The following is a 15389-nucleotide window of genomic DNA, read 5'->3' as shown; positions in this document are numbered from 1 at the left end:
CCACCCGGGTGGTGAACTCCGGGTGGAATCGCGACGAACACCCGGTGCGGGGACCGACGGCGGCGCGCCGGCGGCGGTGGGTCAGCGGCGGCGCGTCAGCGGCCGACCGCGTAGCCCTGCATGCCGCGCGGGTTCGCCGCCGCCGACAGCACGCCCGTCTCCGGGTCCCGCGCGACGGCGCACAGCCGGCCCTCCGACCACGCCTCCCCCACCGTCACGTCGTGCCCGCGGCGCCGCAGCCCCTCGACGACCTCCGCGGGCATGCGGGACTCCACCGTGACCGAGCCCGCCCGCATGCCGCGGGGGAAGAAGGAGCCGGGGAAGCTGTCATTGTGCCAGTTCGGTGCATCGATCGCCCCCTGGAGGTCGAGTCCGCCGCGCACCCGCGCACGCAGGGCGACGGCGAGGAAGAAGTGCGTCTGCCACTGGTCCTGCTGGTCGCCGCCGGGGGTGCCGAAGGCCATGACCGGCACCCCGTCGCGCAGCGCGACCGACGGCGTGAGCGTGGTGCGCGGGCGGCGGCCCGGCGTGAGCGAGTTGGGCAGGCCCTCCTCCAGCCAGGTCATCTGGAGCCGGGTGCCGAGCGGGAAGCCCAGTTCGGGCACGACGGGGTTGGACTGGAGCCAGCCGCCGCTGGGGGTGGCCGAGACCATGTTGCCCCAGCGGTCCACGACGTCGAGGTGGCAGGTGTCGCCCCGGGTGCCTCCGTCGGCGGCCACGTCCGGCTCCCCCGGCACCGGGGAGGCCGGGCTCTTGGCGACCGTCGGTTCGCCCACCCCGAGGGCGTCGAGCCCCTCCCCCTCCACGGCGGCGACGAGGGCGTGCGCGCTGAGCCGCGGGGTGCGCCCGCCGGGTGCGCCGGGCCGCAGCTCGAAGGACGCCTTCTCACCGACGAGTTGCCGCCGCCGCGCGTTGTACCGCGGGGACAGCAGCTCGTCGAGCGGCACCCGATCGGCGCCGTCCGCGTCGCCGTACCAGGCCTCCCGGTCGGCCATGGCGAGCTTGCAGCCCTCGACCAGCAGGTGGACGTAGTCGGCGGAGCCGTAGGCGGGGAGTTCGGCCGGCAGCAGCGCCAACTGCTGGAGCAGAACGGGACCTTGGCTCCATGGACCGGCCTTGCACAGGGTCCAGCCGTTCCAGTCGTACGTCGCCGGGGCCTCGTAGTGGGCCGACCAGCCGGCGAGGTCGGCGGCGGTCAGGGTGCCGGTGTGGCGCTCACCGCTCGTGTCCAGGGTGGGCCGCCCGGACTGCCGCACGAGCGCCTCGGCCACGAATCCGCGGCGCCAGACCTCCCGCGCGGCGTCGATCTCCGCTTCCCGGTCCCCCGCGCCCGCGGCCTCGGCGAGCAGCCGCCGCCAGGTCGCGGCGAGGGCGGGGTTGCGCAGCAGCTCGCCGGGGCGGGGCGGCCGGCCGCCCGGCAGGTAGACCTCGGCGGAGGACGTCCATTCCGTCTCGAACAGCTCCCGTACGGTCCCGACGGTCTCCACGACGCGCTCCACGGGCACGTGCCCGTGCTCGGCGTAGCCGATGGCGTACTTCAGCACGTCGGCCAGCGACAGGGTGCCGTGGTCGCGCAGCAGGAGCAGCCAGGCGTCGAAGGCCCCGGGCACGGCGGCGGCGAGCGGGCCGGTGCCCGGGACGAGACCGAGTCCGAGCCCCTTGTAGTGCGCGACGTCCGCCCCGGCCGGCGCCACACCCTGCCCGCACAGCACGCGTACCTCGCCGCCCGCCGGCGCCAGCAGGATCGGCACCTCTCCGGCGGGCCCGTTGAGGTGCGGCTCGACGACGTGGAGCACGAACGCCCCGGCGACGGCGGCGTCGTAGGCGTTGCCCCCGGCCTCCAGCACCGCCATGGCCGACTGCGAGGCCAGCCAGTGGGTGGAGGACACCATGCCGAAGGTGCCGCTCAGGGTGGGGCGCGTCGTGAACTGCATGCCTGACCTCGACTCTTCGCGTGCGGCCACCGGACCGTGCGGGCCCGGAGGGGAACCGTGGGGAGTATGCGGGCAGAACACGGGCGATGGCCATGCGTCCGGGCCGGATCCGCCGGATCCGCCGGAACCGCGGGTCCGTCGGTGCCGTCGCCCGCACGGATCCGGCCGCCCGTCATCCGCAGCGCACCCCGGTCAGTTCCTCGGAGCGTTCCCAGGCCCGGCGGGCCTCCTCCGGGCTGCGGAGGCGGCTGTAGAGCTTCTGCCGGGCCGGTGGGCCGCCCAGGTGGCCGGGGCCGCCGGGGCCGTAGAAGGCGCCGCGTTCGGCCTCCGGCGACGTGGCCGCGTACAGGGCGGGGAGCCCGGCGCTGCGGGCCGTGCCGAGGAGGATGCCGCGGGAGGACAGGGCGCGGATGACGCGTACGCCCGGGGTGTCTTTCACGCGGCCCACTTCGGGGCGGGCGGCGAGCAGGCTCGTGGGGGCGACACCGGGGTGGGACAGGTTGCTGGTGATGCCCCAGTCGCCGGCCGCGCTGCGGCGGTCGAGTTCCACGCCGAAGAGGCCGAGGGCGATCTTCGACTGGCTGTAGGCGCGCATGCCGTCGTAGGAGCGTTCCCAGTTCAGGTCGTCCCAGTTGACGGCGTGCCGGTTCGCCGCGACGCTGAGCTGCGACGTCACCCGCGCCCGGCCGGCCCGCAGCAGCGGCAGCAGGTGGGCGACGAGGGCGAAGTGGCCGAGGTGGTTGGTGCCGAACTGCAGCTCGAAACCGTCCGCGGTCGTCTGCCGCGCGGGCGGTGTCATGACGCCCGCGTTGTTGACGAGCAGGTGGATCGGGCGGTCCTCGGCGAGCAGGGCCCTGCCCAGTGCGGCCACGGACGCGAGCGAGGACAGGTCCAGCGCGCGCGACGAGACGGCCGCGCCGGGCACCCGGGCGCGGACGGCGTCGAGCGCCGCCTCGCCCTTGCGCGGGTTGCGGACCGGCAGCAGCACCTCCGCGCCGGCGGCCGCGAGGCGGGTGGCGATGCCGAGCCCGATCCCGTCGCTGGCGCCGGTGACGACCGCGCGTGTGCCGGACAGGTCGGGGACGGTGATGTCGAAGTCGGTGCGTGGCACTGGTTCGCTCCCTCGCGGTGTCGTTGCGTCACTCGTGGCGTCGTCACTCACCGGTCGCGCGTCGTCCCTTCGGATGTCGCGTCACCGCGCTGCCGCCTCTGGGGCCCTCACGCCGCCGCGGTGTCGTCGCCGTGTCCAGCGTGACCGCGGTCCGCGGCCGGGTGCAGGGCCCGCCGATCCACTGACCGGGAGGGCGCGGATACGGCGTTTCGGCGGTGTCGTCGCAGGCCGGTGCCGCCCTCGCCGGTGGGCCGGGGCGGCGCGGGACGCCGGAGAGGGGGATCGGCGATCCGTGGCTGCGGTGCCGCGAGGGCGGTAGAAAGGGGGCCGGGGGAAGCGGCACGCGAGGAGAGGGACCATGGAGATCGACCGGACCGGGCTCGCCGCCTTCCTCCGGCGCCGCCGGGCGCTGCTGCAGCCCGAGGACGTCGGGCTCCCGCGCGGGCGCCGGCGCCGGACCAGCGGGCTGCGCCGGGAGGAGGTCGCGGCGCTGTGCCACATGTCGGCCGACTACTACGCCCGCCTGGAGCGGGAGCGCGGCCCGCAGCCCTCGGAGCGGATGATCGCCTCCATCGCCCAGGGGCTGCGCCTGTCCCTGGACGAGCGGGACCACCTGTTCCGGCTGGCCGGCCACCAGCCGCCCGTGCGCGGTGCCGCCGGCGAACACGTCGGCCCCGGCCTGCTGCGCATCCTCGACCGCCTGGCGGACACCCCCGCCGAGATCGTCACCGAACTCGGCGAGACCCTGCGCCAGTCCCCGCTCGGGGTGGCCCTGACCGGCGACACCACCCGGTTCCGCGGACCGGAACGGAGCATCGGCTACCGCTGGTTCACCCTGCCGGCCACCCGGGCCCTGTACGCGCCGCAGGACCACGACCTGCTCTCCCGGATGTTCGCGTCCGGACTGCGCCGGGTCGTCACCCTGCGCGGGCAGGACTCCCGCGCCGCCCACTACGCCGGTCTCCTCCTCGAACGCAGCGAGGAGTTCCGGGGCCTGTGGGACATGCACGAGGTGGGCGTCCGGCCCGGCCGGGTCAAGCGCTTCCTCCATCCCGAGGTGGGGGAACTGGAGTTGGACTGCCAGTCCCTCGTCGACCCCGACCAGTCGCACCACCTGCTCGTCTACACCGCCGATCCCGGCTCGGGGAGCCACGAGAAGCTGCGCCTGCTCTCCGTCATCGGCACCCCGGCGGTCGGCTGACGCCCGGCGCGCACGGACTCTGTACGAACTCCGTTTCCCCGTTGTATGACTTCTCCCTATGTGATGGCGGAGGCGTTCACCCCGGAGCGCTCGCTCCGATTGCCGCTTGACAACGTTGTCCACAAGGGAAGGGTCCGTGCTCGTCATGCCCGACAGATCCAAGAGACCGCCGATACGGCAGTCCGGGCCCCGCGCCCTGCGGTCCACGGTCGCCGCGGTGCTCGCCGGGGCGCTCGGCCTCGCCGCGCTCACGGGCGGCGGCAGCGCCGTCGCCGTGCCGGCCGCGAAGCCCTCCCCAGCGGCAGGCGAGGCCTCCGGCGGGACCGACTACACCCGGCTCGTCGACCCCTTCGTGTCCACCGCCGGCGACGACGGCAACGACCTCCCCGGCGCCCAGGCACCGCACGGCCTCGCCAAGGTCAACCCGATGACCACCCCGGACCGCAACCACTCCGGGTACGACTACGACGAGGACCACATCGCCGGGTTCACCGCCACCAACCTGGACGGCGTGGGCGGTTCGGGCGGCGGCGGCGACCTGCTGGTCGTCCCGACCTCGCAGCAGTACGACAGCCGCCCGGCCCCGAGCAGCTACGCGCACCCGTACAGCCACGACGACGAGGCCGCGTCCCCCGGCTCCTACCGGGTGGGGCTCGGCTCCCCCGCCGGCACCATCGCCGCCGAGACGACCGCGACGACCCGCACGGCGCTCCAGCGGTACCGCTTCCCCACGGGTGCGCGGCCCCAGCTCGTCCTCGACCTCGCCAACAACTTCACCAGCCGCACCCGCGCGACCCTGGACGCGACGAAGCTGAAGGACGGGACCACCGCGCTCAGCGGGCTCGTCGCCGGGTCGTTCAACGGCGCCTCGTACCGCCTGTACTACTACGCCACCACCAACGTCCCCGTGACCTCGCTGCGCAGTTGGGGCGACGACGGCGCGCTCGGCGACGCGACCGCGCGCAGCGGCACCGACACCGGCGCCGTCCTGGGCTTCGACCCGGCCGACGGCGACGACGTCGAACTGCGCGTCACCCTGTCGCCGATCAGCGCCGAACAGGCCGCCGTCGACCAGCACAGGGAGGTGGCCGGCCGCGGCTTCGAGGAGGTGCGGGAGCGGACGAGGGCGGACTGGAACCGCACGCTCGGCGCCGTCGCGGTGAAGGCGTCGAAGAAGGCCGACCCGGACGCGACGCTCACCAAGCAGTTCTACACGCACCTGTACCGCATGTACGCGCTGCCGGTGAACGCCACCAGCACCAGCGGCACCTACCGCGGTGCCGACGGCGCCGTGCACGAGGCGAACGGCTTCACGTACTACGACGGCTGGTCCACCTGGGACGACTTCCGCAAGTACTCCGTGGAGGCCTACATCGACCCGGCGACGTACCGGGACATGGTGCAGTCCGCGATCGTCCTCTTCGCCGACGCGCACGCCTCGGGCAAGAGCCTCGGCAGTCTCACCCACTCGGTGCCGACCGTGCGCTGGGAACGCTCGGCGGTGGTGATCGCGGACGCGCTGTCGAAGGGGTTCAAGGACTTCGACCGGCTCGACGAGGCGTACCCCGCGCTGAAGTCGTACACCGGCCACTACACCGGGACCGAGCTGCGGCAGGGGTACGTCACCGGTGATCCCGGCACGACGGTCCAGCGCGGCTACGACCAGTGGGCGCTGTCCGTGATCGCCGACGCGCTCGGCAAGGACGCGGACGCGGACAAGCTGCGCGAGCAGGCGACCATGGCGATCGACCACCTGGTCAGGCCGGGTGCCTGGACGGCGGCCGACGGCACCGGGGTGGGGCTGCTCACGCCGCGCGACGGCAAGGGCGACTGGCAGGACGTCGACTACGAGAAGTTCGAGGAGGCCCGGCTCTACCAGGGCACCCTGTGGCAGTACCACTGGTACGACGCGTACGACATGGGCGGCCTCATCGAGGCCATGGGCGGCGAGAAGGCCGGCCGGGCGGCGATCCGGCACATGTTCGGCGAGGACTCCGACGCCGACGACGGCTCGACGATGCTGCACTCCAACGCGAACGAGATCGACCTCCAGGCCCCCTACCTGTTCAACTACGTCGGCGAGCCCGCACTGACGCAGAAGTGGGTGCGGGCCATCTACACGGGCGAGACCTGGAACCGCTACATCGCCACGGGCTCCACGGACGAAGCCCCCAGCTCCGGCGGCGAGTTCCGGCCGCCGGTGAAGACCAAGGCGTACGAACTGGCACCGGACGGCTTCCTGCCGACCATGGACAACGACGCCGGCACCATGTCGACGATGTTCGTCGCCGCCGCCCTCGGGCTGTTCCCGGTGACCGCGGGCTCCAGCCAGTTCCAGATCGGCAGCCCGTTCTTCGACTCCACGACGATCAGCTACGCCAACGGCGCCACGTTCACCGTGAAGGCCGACGGCGTCTCGCCGCGCGACTACTACGTGCAGCGCGCGACGCTCGACGGCAAGCGGTTCTCGAACACCTGGCTCGACTACGCGCAGATCGTCGCGGGCGGCACCCTGGAGTTCGACATGGGCTCCAAGCCGTCGTCCTGGGGCTCCCGCACCGAGCCCGCCTACTCGCTGAGCACCGACAAGGGCGGCGACGGTGGCGGCTCCGGCCCCGGCAAGGGCACGACCGTCGTCTCCGCCCGCCCGGAGTCCGTGGGCACCGCCGCCGACGGCGCCGTGAAGGCGAGCATCGGGCTGCGCCTGTCCGGCAGGGCGTCGTTCACCGCGCGAACGGGGACCAGCCTCACCGGGACCGGCGCGGCGAGCGTGACCGGCCTCCCGGAGGGGGTCGAGGCCGACCTCCGGGTCACCGGCAGGCGCACGGCGTCGCTGAGGCTCACCGGCACGACGAGGACCGACGCGCGGCTCGGCATCGTCTTCGGCGACCGCGCCTTCCCGCGCGGCGTCCCGGCCTCGACGGTGACCGGCACCGGCGTGTCCGTGACGGACCCGCTGCTGCTCTCGGCCGCGGCGGTGCACCGGGGGACCCTCGGCTCCCTCGTCGACGAGGCGTCCCTCGTCCGGGAGGGCAACTACTCCGACGGCTCCTACGGCCTGTTCCGTACGGCGCTGGAACGCGCCCGGACCGTCCTCGCCGACCCCGACTCGCCCACCGGCACGCTCATGGCGGCGCACGACGCGCTGCGGTCGGCGATCGACGCGCTCACCCTGGACGAGGGCGGTTACGCCGTCCTCCAGGCCGAGGACCCGGACCGGATGGAGGGTCCGAGCCTGGTGAAGGAGGCGTACTACTCGGACGGCGACCTCGGCGGCGTCACCGAGGGCGCCTGGGAGCAGTACACCGGCCTCGACTTCGGCGGGGTCGCCCCGCGCAGCGTGTCCGTGCGCTACGCCAACGCGCAGGCGCCGACCGCGGAACCGAGCAGCGTCGACGTCCACGCCGGTGACGCCGACGGCCCGGTCGTCGCCACCGTCTCCCTGCCGGGGACCGGCGGCTGGCAGTACTACACCACGGTCCGGGCAGCCGTCACCGACCCGCGGGCCCTGCTGGACGCGGCGGGCGCGACGTTCGTGTTCCACGCCCCGTCGGGGCGGCAGTGGGTGTCGAACTTCGACTGGTACCAGTTCTCGCCCGAGGACCTCGCCGCGTCCTCCCCGGTCACGACCCTGGCCACCCTCACCACGGCCAACGCCACGGCGACCGGCGACGGTTCGCTGCCCCTGAAGCTCTCGGGCGGCGTCTTCGAGAACGTGACGAACGGTGCCTGGGCCGAGTGGCGGGACACCGACCTCGGCGACGGCGCCGACACCGTCTCCGTCAGCTACGACAAGCCCCGCTCCCGCGCGGCGCAGGACTCGCACATCGAGCTGCGCCTGGGAGCGAAGGACGGTCCGACGGCGGTGGACATCCCCCTCGCGTACACCGGCTCGGGCTGGGGCACCGTGGCCACCACGAGCGTACGGATCGACCCGGGCGTCTTCGGCGGCGCCCAGGACGTGTTCGCCGTCTTCGCCTCGAGCACCCAGACCGACGCCCAGCCCTACGTCGCCAACGTCCACTCGCTCGCCCTGACGCGGCAGGCGGACGCCCCCGTGGTGTTCGACGCCACCGCGTTCCGGGGCAGCAGCGGGGGCGGGCTCAAGAGCGAGCCGGCCACCTGGACCGGCGCGGGGTCGGCCACGAGCCTCGGCGGCACCTACGACGGCGCCTGGCTCGACTACGGGGACGTCGACTTCGGCGACTCCCCCAAGAACACGCTCACCCTCACCTACGTCAACAACTCCGCCCGGTGCGGCACCGGTTCCGCCGTCCAGCTCTACCTGGACTCCTTCGACGCGGACGACCCCGGCACGCCGTACGCGACCGTTCCCCTTCCGGTCACGGGCAGTTCGTGGTCGTCGGGAGGGACGACCAGCCTCACCCTGCCGGAGCCGGTCACCGGTACGCACGCCGTGCACCTGCGGCTGACGACCCGCGCGGACTCCTCGCACCCCTACGTCGCCAACCTCGGCCAGGTCACCTTCGCCGACGTCCGGGCGCCCGCGGAGACGGACCTGTCCGCCCTGCGGAAGGCGGTCGAGCAGTACGCGGGGCTGTCCGAGGACGCGGACCGGTACGGCACCGTCGACTTCGGCGTGTTCCGGCGCGAACTGGCCGCCGCCCGCGACCTGCTCGCCGCCGGGGACGCCACGCAGCTCGAAGCGGACCTGCGGACGCGGAGCCTGACCCTGGCCGCCAACCAGTTGGTCCCCCTGCCGCGGCTGCGGCTGGAGAACCTCGTGGCCACCGCCTCCGCCCTCACCGACGAGCGCTACACGCAGGCATCCTGGACGGCGTTCACCACCGCGCTCACCGCGGCGAGGACGACCGTGGCGGACGACGCGGCCACGGACGGGACGCTCACCGCGCGCCACGCGGCCCTCGACGACGCCATGAGGGCGCTCACCACGAAGCGCAGGACCGTGCCGGCCGCGCCCGGTGCCGTGTCGGCGACCTCCTCCGGCACCAGTGTGAAGGTCACCTGGTCCGCGCCCGGGGACGACGGAGGTTCGCCGGTCACCGGCTACGAGGTCACGCTCGGCGACGGCCACCAGGTCGAGATCGCCGACCCGGACAGCCGCAGCACGGTCTTCGCCCGGCTGAAGGACGGCACGTCGTACACGGCGCGGGTCCGCGCGGTCAACGCCCTCGGCGACTCCCCCTGGAGCGCGCCGACGCAGCCCGCCGTCGCGGGTGACAACAGGCCCCAGGCGCCGACCGTGACCGGCGTGGTCACCGACGGCAAGCGGGTCCGGGTGAGCTGGCGGCCGGCCGGGGACGGCGGCTTCCCGGTGATCGGCTACACCGTGGCGCTCGACGACGGAACCACCACGCACGTGCCCGGCACGTCCGGCACGGCGCTGCTCACCACCGCGGGCCGGGCGAAGGCCCACACCGCCACCGTGACCGCGGTGACCCTGGCCGGCGTCTCCGGCTCCGGTGGCTCCCCCGGCCCGAGGACCGCGGCCGCGGCCGCCTCCGGCCCCGCCGAGTACGAGCCGTCCCCCTTCCCGGACGACGTGCTCGACGCCGCCTACCCGTCGGACGCGTGGCCCGCCACCGACGACGGGAGCGACTGGTTCACCCGGCTCCTCAGCGGCTTCGACGACCTGGGCCCGGGCACCCTGGGCGCCAACACGAAGTACACCGAGGGTACTTCGCCCACGGCGGAGAACGACACGATCACCGTCGGCATCAACAACGCGGCGACGCGGGAGCAGGTCGACCGGGCCGAGGTGGACGCGTCCCACAGCGCCACCGTCACGATGGCCGACGGACTCGGCTCCCGGCTCGGTCCGCTGTACGGCGCCGCCCTCGAGGACGGCCTGCTGCCCAAGACCAAGGCCTTGTTCTCCCGCGTCACCGAGAACCTCGACACCCACGACACGGCGAAGAACCACTACCAGTACCTGCGCCCGTACGTGCGACTCGGCTTCGCCGGGGACGGCGGCGCGGTCTACGAGTCGCAGGACAGCTCGTACAGCGGCCTCGCCGGGCAGGGCTCCTACCCGAGCGGCCACACCTACGGCGGCTACGAGGCCGGGACGATCCTCGCCACGCTGCTGCCCGACCTGGCACCGTCGATCCTCGCCCGCACCTCGGAGTACGGGGACAACCGGATCGTCCTCGGGTTCCACTACCCGCTCGACGTCATGGGCGGCCGGATCACCGCGCAGGCGACGGTGGCGCACCGCTGGGCCGACCCCGCGTTCGCGGAACTGCTGCGGCAGGCGCACACCGAGATCGAGAGCGTACTGCTCGCGCGGTGCGAGGAGGAGGGCTACGGCGACACGCTCACCGCCTGCGCGGGCGAACCCTACGCCGGGCTGAGCACCGCGCAGGACGTGGACCTGTACACGCGGCGTCTGACCTACGGGTTCTCCCGGACCGGCGCGGGCGGACAGGCCCTCGACGTGCCGGCCGACGCGGCGGCGCTGCTGATCACGGCCTTCCCGGACCTCACCGCCGAGCAGCGCGCCCAGGTCCTGGAGCAGACCGCGACGGACTCCGGGTACCCGCTCGACCTCACCGCGTCCGGCGGGCCGGGCTGGCAGCGGATCAACCTCGCGGCGGCGATGGCGGCCGACGTGCGGGTGAACGCCGACGGGTCGGTCACCGTGACCGACGTCCCGGACGCCACGAGGGCGAGCCGGGCCGACGCCTCCGCGATCACCGTGGGCGGGGTCCCGCTGGAGGGGTTCGACCCGGACGTGAGCACGTACGTCGTGGACTGGCCGCGGCACGGGAGGGTCCCGTCCGTCGGCGCCGAGGCGGCCGGGCCGGGCGCGCGGGTGAAGGTCACCGACGGCAGTGACACGCTCTCGTCGTCCCGCTCCCGGCTGACCACCCGCACGATCACGGTGACCTCGGCCAACGGCGCGTACACCCGGACGTACACGGTCGGCTTCCGGTGGACGACGGACCGCCTCCCCCCGTGGTGGACCGCCTCCGACGGGCACGGCGGTGACGGCGGCACGGGCGGCGGCCTGTGGTCGTCGGCCCGGGAGTGGGAGGCGGCGCGCGGTGGCATGCCCCGGGCCCAGGGGGTGAGGTGACCGCACCGGCCCTCCGCTGATCGCACCCCCCTTGACCCGTGGCACCGGTCGAGGGGGGTGTCCGGGGGCGGCCGAAATGGGTGCCGGAACCGATGGACTGCGTGCCGCGTGTCGCCGACGCTGCTGCGGTGCCCTTGTTCTGGAGAATCTCGCTGTTCAACTCGGTGGTGCTGATCGCCGCGACCGCGTTGCTGCTGGGACCGGTCACCGTGTCGACGCCCGTCCTGCTCACCGAGGCCGCCATCCTCACCGTGGGGCTGGTGGTGATCCTGGTCGCCAACGTCGTGCTGCTGCGCATCGGTCTCGGTCCGCTGCGGCAGCTCGCCCGCGCCATGACGACGACGGACCTGCTGCGCCCGCGGGTCCGGCCGAAGGTCGACGGCGACGGCGAGATCGCCGAGCTGATCACGACCTTCAACACGATGCTCGACCGGCTGGAGGCCGAACGCGCGCTGAGCGCCGCCCGCACCCTGAGCGCTCAGGAGTCGGAGCGCCACCGCGTGGCCCAGGAGCTGTACGACGAGGTGGGGCAGACCCTCGCCGCCGTGCTGCTGGACCTCAAGCGGGTCGCGGACCAGGCGCCCGACGAGGTGCGCGAGCAGCTCGCGCAGGTGCAGGAGACCACGCGGGCCAGCCTGGACGAGATCCGCCGCATCGCCCGCCGGCTGCTCCCGGGAGTGCTGGAGGAGCTGGGGCTGAGCAGCGCCCTGAGGTCGCTCTCGGACGAGTTCACCGGCCCTTCGCTGACCGTGCGCCACGACATCGCCTCCGGCCTGCCCGCCCTCGGCGACAACGCCGACCTCGTCCTGTACCGGGTCGCCCAGGAGGGCCTGACCAACGCGGCCCGCCACTCCGGGGCCCGCCTGGTGGTGCTCACCCTGCGACGGGCCGGGGACGCCGTCGAGCTCCGGGTGCGCGACGACGGCCGGGGCTTCGACGGCTCCGGCGACACGGCCGAGGGGGCCGGGATCCGCGGCATGCGCGAACGCGCCCTGCTGATCGGCGCGGACCTGGCCGTCGGCCCGGTGCGCGGGGGCGGTACGGAGGTGCGGCTGACCGTGCCCGTGACCGACCGGATCGACCGGGTGGCCGACCGGGTCGGCTGACCGGGTCGGCTGACCGCCGGGACGGGTGCGCCGTCCCCGCCCGCCGGACGGGAGCCCCGTGGGAGCCCTGTCCCCACCCGCCGGCCGTCGCTCGCCCCGGCCGGGCCCGGTCGCGCGTCGCGCCCCCGTCCCCCGGTTTTCACCCTTCCCCCGGCGATCCGTTTGCGGGCGCACCGGTTTCGGGTACGGCGCATACCCCGGCCGGCGATCGGCGGCCGGTCCCCGCAGCGAGGAGACGGATCACTCATGCCGAGCAGGACGGGCCGCACCGTCGCCGTGGTGACCGGTGGCCCCGCCGGAGTGGGCCGGGCCACGGCAGCGGCCTGACCGTGGACGGCGCCACCGCGCGGCCGGAGGGCGACCGGTGAGGCCGCGCCGTCGGGCCGAGGCCGTCGTGGGACGGGTCTCCCGGCTCCTGGGCGGGCCCGCCCGGTCCCGGGTGGTCCTCACCCTGGCCGCCGTCCTCGCCGTGGACGGTGCCGACAAGGGCACGGTGTCCGCGATGGCTCCCCAGCTCAAGACCGCGTTCGGGATCGACAACACCCAGATCGGGCTGCTGGTCACGGTGGTGGCGCTGACCGGTGCGGCCTTCACCGTGCCGGTGGGTCTGCTCACCGACCGGGTCCGGCGCACCCGGCTGCTCGCCGTCAGCATCGTCCTGTGGGCCGTGGCGACGGCCCTGGCCGGTGCCGCCGACTCGTACGGCTGGCTGCTGGTCTCCCGGGCGGCGCTGGGCGCCGTGAGCGCGACGGCCGGACCCACCGTCGCGTCCCTGGTGGGCGACTTCTTCCCCGTCGGGGACCGGGCCCGTCTGTACGGGCTCGTCCTCGCCGGGGAGCTGGTGGGGACCGGTCTCGGCTTCGCCCTGTCGGGCACGATCGGGTCCGCCCTGTCCTGGCGCTTCGCCTTCTGGTGGCTGGTCGTTCCGGCCGCGGTGGTCGTGTGGTTCGTGCGCCGCCTTCCCGAGCCGGAGCGGGGCGGGCAGTCCCGCCGGGAGGCGGTCCGGACCCGGGGCACCGGTGAACCGGCCGAGCGGGCCGTGCGCCACGCGCGGGTCGCCCCGCACGAGAACCTCGTCCTGGACCGCGACCCGCGCCGGAGGTCCACGCTGTGGTCCGTCCGCTACATCCTGCGGGTCCGCACCAATCTCGTGCTGATCCTGGCGTCCGCGCTGGGCTACTTCTACTTCGCCGGACTGCGCTCGTTCGCCACGCTCTACGCCACCCACCGTTTCCACGTGACGACCTCCGTGGCCACCTCCCTGGTCCTCGTCGCGGGCCTCGGCGCCCTGGCGGGGATCCTGGCCGGGGGACGGATCGCCGACCGGCTGCTGCGCGGCGGGCGGGTCAACGCCCGGACCCTGGTGCCGACCGTGTGCATGCTGACGGTGCCGGTCCTGCTCGCCCCCGCCCTGCACGCCACCTCCCTCGCCCTGGCCCTGCCCCTGCTGGTGGCCGGCACGGTGTTCCTCGGCGCGGCGAACCCGCCGCTGGACGCCGCCCGCCTCGACATCCTCCCGCCGTACCTGTGGGGCACGGGCGAAGGCGTACGGACGATGCTGCGGACCCTGTGCGAGGCCGCGGCACCCGTCCTGTTCGGCTACCTGTCGGCGAGCGTCTTCGGCGGCCCCGGCGGGCAGGAGGGCGCCGGCCTGGAGTACACCCTGCTCTTCTTCCTGCTCACCGTGATCGCCGCCGGCCTCCTCGGTCTGGTCGCGATGCGCACCTACCCCCGTGACCTGGCCACCGCCCAGGCGTCCACCGAGCGCATCGCGGCGTCCTCTCCCGGCCCGCCCCGGCGGCCCGCGTGAGGGTCTCGGGGCACCGGGGCGAGCACCGGCGGGGGCCGGGTGTCGCGTCCGGCCCGGCGATCACGCGGACCGTAGCCTGAGGACGACACCCCCGGGGAGAGGCCATGGACGCCGTACGCCGTCTCGACGACTTTCAGCGACGGCACCACTGGGCCGGCAGGCCGCTGGGCGTGGTGTACAAGTTCGCCGACGACCAGGGGCTGTACCTGGCCGCGCTGATCGCGTACTACGGCTTCTTCTCCCTCTTCCCCCTCCTGCTGCTGCTCGTCTCCGCGCTGACGACGCTGCTGCAGAACGACCCGGCCCTGCGGGAGCAGGTGCTCGACTCCGCGCTGCGGAACTTTCCCGTGCTGGGGCACCAGTTGCAGCAGAACATCCACTCCTTCCACAGCAACGGGATCGCCCTGGCCGTCGGTGTGGTCGGCAGCCTCTACGGCGGCCTGGGCGTGGCCCAGGCGATCCAGCACGCGCTGAACAAGGTCTGGGCCGTGCCCCGGCACGCCCGTCCCAACCCGTTGCACTCGCGGGTGCGGGGGTTCTTCTTCATCGGGCTGCTGGCCGTCGGTCTCCTCGCGACCACCGGGCTGTCGGTCCTCGCCTCCTCCACGGACGCGTTCGGCCTGTGGACGGGGCTCGGGCCGCGGTCGGGCGCGATCGCCGCCGTCGTCCTCCTCAACGCCGCGCTGCTGATCCTGGTCGTCCGCATCCTCACCCGCAAACGGGTCGGCACCCGCTGCCTGCTCGTTCCCGCCGTCGGGGCCGCCTGCGCCTGGCACGCGCTCCAGTGGGGCGGGGCGTACTACGTCTCGCACTTCCTGAAAGGGGCCAGTGCGACCTACGGGGTGTTCGGTGTCGTCCTGGGCCTGCTCACCTGGCTCTACCTCGCGGCCCTCATCTTCGTCCTCTCGGTCGAGGCCGCCGCGGTCGGCGCCCACCGGCTGTGGCCCCGGAGCCTGCTCACCCCGTTCACCGACAACGTGAGCCTCACCCACGCCGACCGGCTCGCCTACTGGTCGTACGCCACCGCCGAGAGCTTCAAGGGCTTCGAGAAGATCAGCGTCGCCTTCCACGGCACGCCGTTCACCGGGACCCACCCCAACGACTTCGGCAGCTGGGACGAGCACCGGGGAGACGGCCCCGGCACGGGCACCTGAGCGGTCACCGGCG

The 15389-nt window shown here is 74.1% G+C and carries 7 protein-coding genes; 5 read left to right on the top strand and 2 right to left on the bottom strand.

Going from position 1 to position 15389, the window contains the following annotated elements:
* Nucleotides 1–95 precede the first annotated feature (95 nt).
* Nucleotides 96–1934, bottom strand: a complete 1839-nt coding sequence (locus Sdi02f_RS00955; RefSeq protein WP_108932516.1) for a gamma-glutamyltransferase family protein — start codon at nt 1932–1934, stop codon at nt 96–98.
* A 172-nt stretch (nt 1935–2106) separates the two neighbouring features.
* Nucleotides 2107–3045, bottom strand: coding sequence for an SDR family oxidoreductase (locus Sdi02f_RS00950; RefSeq protein WP_108932515.1), 939 nt, complete (start codon nt 3043–3045; stop codon nt 2107–2109).
* 358 nt (nt 3046–3403) lie between these two features.
* On the opposite strand from Sdi02f_RS00950, the gene Sdi02f_RS00945 reads away from it, so the two are divergent.
* The 5 genes from Sdi02f_RS00945 (at nt 3404) to Sdi02f_RS00925 (ending at nt 15376) form a co-directional block, all read left to right on the top strand.
* Nucleotides 3404–4246, top strand: a complete 843-nt coding sequence (locus Sdi02f_RS00945; RefSeq protein WP_108932514.1) for a helix-turn-helix transcriptional regulator — start codon at nt 3404–3406, stop codon at nt 4244–4246.
* 145 nt (nt 4247–4391) lie between these two features.
* On the top strand, nt 4392–11306 hold the full coding sequence (locus Sdi02f_RS00940) for a glycoside hydrolase domain-containing protein (protein WP_108932905.1): 6915 nt from the start codon (nt 4392–4394) through the stop codon (nt 11304–11306).
* Nucleotides 11307–11434: 128 nt separating this feature from the next.
* Nucleotides 11435–12412 (top strand): HAMP domain-containing sensor histidine kinase, encoded by a 978-nt coding sequence (locus Sdi02f_RS00935; RefSeq protein WP_030404588.1) that lies wholly within the window; start codon nt 11435–11437, stop codon nt 12410–12412.
* 364 nt (nt 12413–12776) lie between these two features.
* Nucleotides 12777–14222 (top strand): MFS transporter, encoded by a 1446-nt coding sequence (locus tag Sdi02f_RS00930; RefSeq protein ID WP_030404587.1) that lies wholly within the window; start codon nt 12777–12779, stop codon nt 14220–14222.
* 104 nt (nt 14223–14326) lie between these two features.
* On the top strand, nt 14327–15376 hold the full coding sequence (locus tag Sdi02f_RS00925; protein ID WP_031084505.1) for a YihY/virulence factor BrkB family protein: 1050 nt from the start codon (nt 14327–14329) through the stop codon (nt 15374–15376).
* The last annotated feature ends 13 nt before the right edge of the window (nt 15377–15389 follow it).

The organism is Streptomyces ardesiacus (assembly GCF_003112575.1).
GTDB lineage: Bacteria > Actinomycetota > Actinomycetes > Streptomycetales > Streptomycetaceae > Streptomyces > Streptomyces ardesiacus.
The sequence above is the reverse complement of the archived record's forward strand: the minus strand, read 5'-3'. Positions and strand labels throughout refer to the sequence as shown.

What these genes read in the sequence shown, in the direction of transcription:
- Sdi02f_RS00925 (WP_031084505.1), top strand. Translation starts at nt 14,327, where the DNA reads ATGGACGCCGTACGCCGTCTCGACGACTTTCAGCGACGGCACCACTGG.
- Sdi02f_RS00955 (WP_108932516.1), bottom strand. Translation starts at nt 1,934, where the DNA reads ATGCAGTTCACGACGCGCCCCACCCTGAGCGGCACCTTCGGCATGGTG.
- Sdi02f_RS00940 (WP_108932905.1), top strand. Translation starts at nt 4,392, where the DNA reads ATGCCCGACAGATCCAAGAGACCGCCGATACGGCAGTCCGGGCCCCGC.
- Sdi02f_RS00945 (WP_108932514.1), top strand. Translation starts at nt 3,404, where the DNA reads ATGGAGATCGACCGGACCGGGCTCGCCGCCTTCCTCCGGCGCCGCCGG.